Annotated in this window: 5 protein-coding genes; all 5 read left to right on the forward strand. The window is 43.6% G+C overall.

What is annotated here, in order from left to right:
- The first annotated feature begins 152 nt into the window (after nt 1-152).
- The 5 genes from secY (at nt 153) to IQ224_RS21290 (ending at nt 5,196) form a co-directional block, all read left to right on the forward strand.
- Nucleotides 153-1,472, forward strand: coding sequence for a preprotein translocase subunit SecY (gene secY, locus IQ224_RS21270; RefSeq protein WP_194033467.1), 1,320 nt, complete (start codon nt 153-155; stop codon nt 1,470-1,472).
- A 71-nt stretch (nt 1,473-1,543) separates the two neighbouring features.
- Nucleotides 1,544-2,110 carry an adenylate kinase gene (locus IQ224_RS21275; RefSeq protein WP_002746620.1) on the forward strand — a complete coding sequence of 189 codons (567 nt, stop codon included), beginning with the start codon at nt 1,544-1,546 and terminating at the stop codon, nt 2,108-2,110.
- 595 nt (nt 2,111-2,705) lie between these two features.
- Nucleotides 2,706-4,607, forward strand: a complete 1,902-nt coding sequence (gene glmS / locus IQ224_RS21280; protein ID WP_002746624.1) for a glutamine--fructose-6-phosphate transaminase (isomerizing) — start codon at nt 2,706-2,708, stop codon at nt 4,605-4,607.
- Nucleotides 4,608-4,663: 56 nt separating this feature from the next.
- Nucleotides 4,664-4,966: a hypothetical protein gene (locus tag IQ224_RS21285; RefSeq protein ID WP_002746625.1), complete on the forward strand. Its 303-nt coding sequence runs from the start codon at nt 4,664-4,666 to the stop codon at nt 4,964-4,966.
- Nucleotides 4,957-5,196, forward strand: a complete 240-nt coding sequence (locus IQ224_RS21290; protein ID WP_002746627.1) for a DUF2283 domain-containing protein — start codon at nt 4,957-4,959, stop codon at nt 5,194-5,196. Before IQ224_RS21285 ends, IQ224_RS21290 begins: the two co-directional genes overlap by 10 nt.
- The last annotated feature ends 185 nt before the right edge of the window (nt 5,197-5,381 follow it).

The following is a 5,381-nucleotide window of genomic DNA, read 5'->3' on the forward strand; positions in this document are numbered from 1 at the left end:
CCCTAACACCCTACACCCCACACCCCACACCCAATCCCCAAGACCGGATTGATATATCATAAGAAAGACAGGGGAAATCTTAAAAAAATCGAGAAAGTTTTCCCCCTCGATTACTTTTTCCCATAAAAAAACTGCACTAGAGGTAACTGTTAATGGTCGTCAGTCGTGATAAGGCTCCCACGGCACAGGAAACGTTTATGCAAATGGCACAAGCGGCCGGTTTACGCGGTCGCTTGTTGATTACATTGGGTTTACTGGTTCTGCTCCGTTTTGGGATGTTTGTACCGATACCCGGTTTGGATCGGGCAAGATTAGCAGAAATTATTCAAAGTAACGCCGCTTTGGGAATCCTTGACCTGTTTACCGGGGGAGGATTATCGACGTTAGGGATTTTTGCCCTCGGCATTCTTCCCTATATCAACGCCTCAATTATCGTGCAACTACTCACCGCGGCCCTTCCTTCTTTGGAAGATTTACAGAAAAATGAAGGAGAGGCAGGACGGCGAAAAATTGCCCAAATTACCCGTTATATTGCCTTTGGTTGGGCAATTATTCAAAGTATCGGTATTACTCTCGGTTTATTGGTGGCTAACGGCGTTGTGGCTGGAACTTTACCCTCGATCGCCGCTACGGTTCTCGCTTTAGTGGCCGGTTCTATGTTCGTGATGTGGATTTCGGAACTGATCACAGAACGCGGTCTGGGAAATGGAGCATCTTTGCTGATTTTTGTCAACATTGTCGCCGTTTTACCGAAAACCCTCGGTGATACGATTACTTTTGCCCAACAGGGAGGCCGACAAGCGATCGCTCAAGTGGTGATTCTCTTGCTGGTTTTCTTGGTGATGATTATCGGCATTGTTTTTGTTCAGGAGGGAACCCGTAGGATTCCTATTGTTTCTGCCCGTCGTCAAGTGGGTCGTCGTCTCTATCGGGAAAGAACCAGTTATCTACCCCTACGACTCAATCAAGGGGGCGTGATGCCGATTATTTTCGCCTCCGCAGTGTTGGTCTTACCTTTCCAATTGGTGCAAGCTTTACCCACGGATAACCAGGTCGGTCAGGTTTTAGTTCAGTTGGTTAATGCCCTGCGTCCCGATAGTTGGGGTTATGTGGCTTTTTATAGCTTACTAATTCTCGGTTTTAGTTTCTTCTACGCTTCCCTGATCGTTAACCCCAAGGATATGTCTCAAAACCTGAAAAAAATGGGAACCAGTATTCCGGGGATTCGTCCGGGGACCGCTACTACTAATTATCTGGAAGGGGTGCTGAATCGTCTCACCCTTTTGGGCGCTCTCTTTTTAAGTTTGGTGGCTACGATTCCGACTTTGGTAGAAAGCGCCACTGGTGTCACCACTTTTCGCGGTTTGGGGGCAACTTCCCTGTTAATTCTGGTGGGGGTGGCGATCGATACGGCGAAACAAATTCAAACCTATGTCATCTCTCAACGCTATGAGGGCATGATTAAACAGTAGTTAGATAGTCAGCCAGTGACCTTTTAGAGGTTACTGGTTATTTTTTCCCTTAAAACCCTATATTTAATCCCATGAGCAAACGGATCGGTGTGATATTTTTGGGACCGCCCGGATCGGGAAAAGGAACCCAAGCGGCAAAATTAGCGGAATCTCTGACGATTCCTCATATTTCTACTGGTGAAATTTTACGTCAAGCAATTACAGAGAAGACAGAACTTGGTCAGCAAGCACAAGCTTATGTGGAAAAGGGCGAATTAGTCCCCGATGAGTTGTTGTTAGGTTTAATTCAGGAACGTTTAAAACAGCCTGACAGTGCTAAGGGTTGGATTCTTGATGGTTTTCCCCGCACGGTGGCACAGGCGAGCTTTTTAGACGCATTACTGGAAGAATTGGCCGATAGTTATACATTTGTGGTTAATTTGGCTGTACCAGATACGGTCTTAATTGAGCGTCTCATGCAACGGGGTCGTCAAGATGATACTAAAGAAACGATCTCCCGTCGCCTACAGGTATATATCGACCAAACTGCCCCCGTTTTAGATTATTACGGTCAAAAAGGGACTCTTAACCATATCGACGGTAATCAACCGATGGACACGGTTACTGCCGCTCTAACAGCAGTTGTGACTCCTGGGTAAAGTTTACCTCAGTCAGTAATCAGTAATCAGTGATCAGTAATCAGTGATCAGTCAGTAAAAATTACCACTTTTTATAAGTTTTTTATATCAAACAAGCTTTAATAGTTGAGAATATTTAAATTTACACTTCGCAATATTTATCTTTTCTTAAGAATTTATTGAAAATTATTCTCATTTGTTTACGAGGTTGCAATACTTCCAGCGATTATGGTATAATTTCGCAGTATGAAATGATGGGTTTTTCTGTGCTTTTTAGGGTTTTTAGCTGTCTGTTGATCCTGAAAACCCTTGCTAAATCTACACTCACCTATTCAGCAACAGCAATAAATGGCAGTTAAAGAGCCTTTTTTAAGCCCACCCGTTGATCAATTAATTGTGTAGTTTTGTTGCAAAGAGAAAGTTTTTTTGACAAAAAGAACAAAGTGTGCTGCTGAGTGATCTATATTGCTTTTATTTGTTCTCCCCACACCCCACATCCCAATCTCCTATGAGGGGAAACTTTACCCTTACCCCTGCGTCTTGAGCCTCTAAGCAAATAAGCGCCACGCTTGCGATAGAATAGATCGGACTTAGCCTAAATGGGGTGAGCGAAAGAATGTGCGGAATTGTTGGCTATATCGGAACCCAAACAGCGATCGATATTCTCCTAGCTGGTTTGGAACGTTTAGAATATCGGGGTTATGATTCGGCAGGGATTGCCACAATTCTCGAAGGTGAATTACATCGAGTCCGCGCCCAGGGAAAACTCTACAATCTGCGGGAAAAATTAGAACAGGAAGTTAATCCCTCCCAAATTGGCATCGGTCACACCCGTTGGGCAACCCACGGCAAACCCATAGAAAGTAATGCCCATCCCCACACCGATAACAGTCAACGGGTGGCAGTGGTACAGAATGGCATTGTCGAAAATTTTCAGGCATTAAGAACAGAATTAAAGGAAAAAGGCTGTATATTTGACTCGGAAACTGACACAGAAGTTATTCCCCATCTAATCGCCAGTTATCTACCCAAACCTAGCGATGAAGAAGACTTGGGGGTGAGTCCTTTCCTCAAGGCAGTTTTAAGGGCAATTCAACGTTTAGAGGGAGCCTTTGCCCTAGGGGTGATTAGTCCCGATTATCCCGATGAATTGATTGTCGTGCGGCAACACGCTCCTTTAATCATCGGTTTTGGTCAAGGGGAGTTTTTCTGTGCCTCCGATGTTAGTGCTTTGGTTCCCCATACCCGGGCAGTGCTGTCCTTGGATAATGGCGAAATCGCTCGGTTAACACCCTTGGGAGTAGAAATTTATAATTTTGAAGGGAAAAGAGTCCGTAAAAGCCCCAGAGTCCTCGATTGGAGTCCGACCAACGTAGAAAAACAGGGCTATCGTCACTTCATGCTCAAGGAAATCCACGAACAACCAGGAGTGGTGCGCGACTGTTTAGGGACCTATCTGCATCCCCATTGGACAGCACAAAATGGGGATAATGTCAACCCGATAAATCTTAATTTTTCTGAGGAAATTTACGAAAATTTAGAACATATTCAGATTTTAGCCTGTGGGACCAGTTGGCACGCTAGTTTAGTGGGTAAATACTTGATTGAGCAGTTGGCGGGTATTCCCACAAGGGTACAGTACGCCTCGGAATTTCGCTATGCACCCACCCCCCTGATGCCCAATACTTTAACTATCGGGGTGACGCAATCGGGGGAAACAGCCGACACTTTAGCGGCGTTGGAAACGGAAAAACAGCGTCGTTTGGGATTAGGAAAAAAATATCAGGCCCGGATTATCGGGATTACTAATCGCCCCGAAAGTACCCTAGCACAAATGGTCGATCAGATTATTAATACTCAGGCGGGGATCGAAATCGGGGTGGCGGCAACTAAGAGTTTTACCGCCCAGTTATTGGGTTTTTATCTCTTAGCTTTGGATTTATCCTATCGTCGTCAAACTCTGACTTTAGAGAGAATCGAGGAAATTATTAATCAAATGCGATCGCTGCCAAGATTGATCGAAACTGTCTTAGAAAAACAGGAAAAAGCGATCGAAGAATTGGCCCATGAATTTAATGACACCCAGGACTTTATTTTCTTGGGACGGGGGATTAATTTCCCCATTGCCTTAGAAGGGGCCTTAAAACTCAAAGAAATCAGTTATATTCATGCGGAAGGCTATCCAGCCGGAGAAATGAAACACGGACCAATCGCGCTTTTAGATGCAAAAGTTCCCGTAGTAGCGATTGCGATGCCGGGGATAGTTTATGATAAGGTTCTCTCCAATGCACAGGAAGCAAAAGCAAGGGATGCGCGGTTATTGGGAGTAGTTGCCGACAACGATACGGAAGCACCAAAAGTCTTTAATGATTTGTTGTATGTGCCGGAAATTGAGGAATTATTATCGCCAATTTTAACGGTAATTCCCCTACAATTGCTCTCCTATCATATCGCGTACCGTCGCGGTTTAGACGTGGATCAGCCGCGCAATTTAGCCAAAAGTGTCACGGTAGAATAAGGTTCCGTTGGGTTGAAAGTGTGGTTTAAAGGTCTATTTACACTGAATCGGAACCTATGAATCTTTATGCAACTTCTCAGAATGGGGTTTTAATTCGTCTGACAGAGGAGAGATGGAAACACATTATCAGTGGACATAGTGAATTAGTATCGTATCAAGCGGAGATATTGGAAACCATTCGCCATCCTGAGAAAATCCTAGTAGGAAACCATCAGGAATTGTTGGCAGTTAAACAAATAGTTTCTGGAAAATATCTAATCGTTGTTTATCGGGAATTATCAGAGGGGGGATTTATTATTACTGCTTATTTAACCCGTCGTCTTCGTGAATTAACCAAGAGGAAACAAATATGGCCATAACTAGCATTAATATTCAATCCTATCTTAACTTCGCCAAGATGATTCACGCTCTGCCTCAGCAAGATTTTTGGACAGCTTATGATGCAAAAGCAGATGTTTTGTATATTAATTTTTATCAACCATCTTTACCTGCGGATGATAGCGAATTAACAGATGATGATGTGATTATTCGTTATCAAGCGGATAAGATCATTGGGTTAAGTATTCTCAATGTTAGTAAAATCCAATGATGCTAAGTAGCTGGTTATAATTAAATTAAAAATGGATTTTGCCTTTAATCCCCCCTTAATAAGCTATCCATTAGTCACATCTTTCTTAACATAAAATTTGACAAAAAGAGAAAAGTGTGCAAGATGGCTCAAGGAGGTTCTATGGGGGGACTAATTTGATGAGATAGTTTCCAAGTCTGGCTGAT

Origin of the sequence: Microcystis sp. LEGE 00066 (genome assembly GCF_015207925.1) — a bacterium.
In the GTDB taxonomy this organism is placed as follows: Bacteria; Cyanobacteriota; Cyanobacteriia; order Cyanobacteriales; family Microcystaceae; genus Microcystis; species Microcystis ichthyoblabe_A.

What these genes read in the sequence shown, in the direction of transcription:
- secY (WP_194033467.1), top strand. Translation starts at nt 153, where the DNA reads ATGGTCGTCAGTCGTGATAAGGCTCCCACGGCACAGGAAACGTTTATG.
- IQ224_RS21285 (WP_002746625.1), top strand. Translation starts at nt 4,664, where the DNA reads ATGAATCTTTATGCAACTTCTCAGAATGGGGTTTTAATTCGTCTGACA.
- IQ224_RS21290 (WP_002746627.1), top strand. Translation starts at nt 4,957, where the DNA reads ATGGCCATAACTAGCATTAATATTCAATCCTATCTTAACTTCGCCAAG.
- IQ224_RS21275 (WP_002746620.1), top strand. Translation starts at nt 1,544, where the DNA reads ATGAGCAAACGGATCGGTGTGATATTTTTGGGACCGCCCGGATCGGGA.
- glmS (WP_002746624.1), top strand. Translation starts at nt 2,706, where the DNA reads ATGTGCGGAATTGTTGGCTATATCGGAACCCAAACAGCGATCGATATT.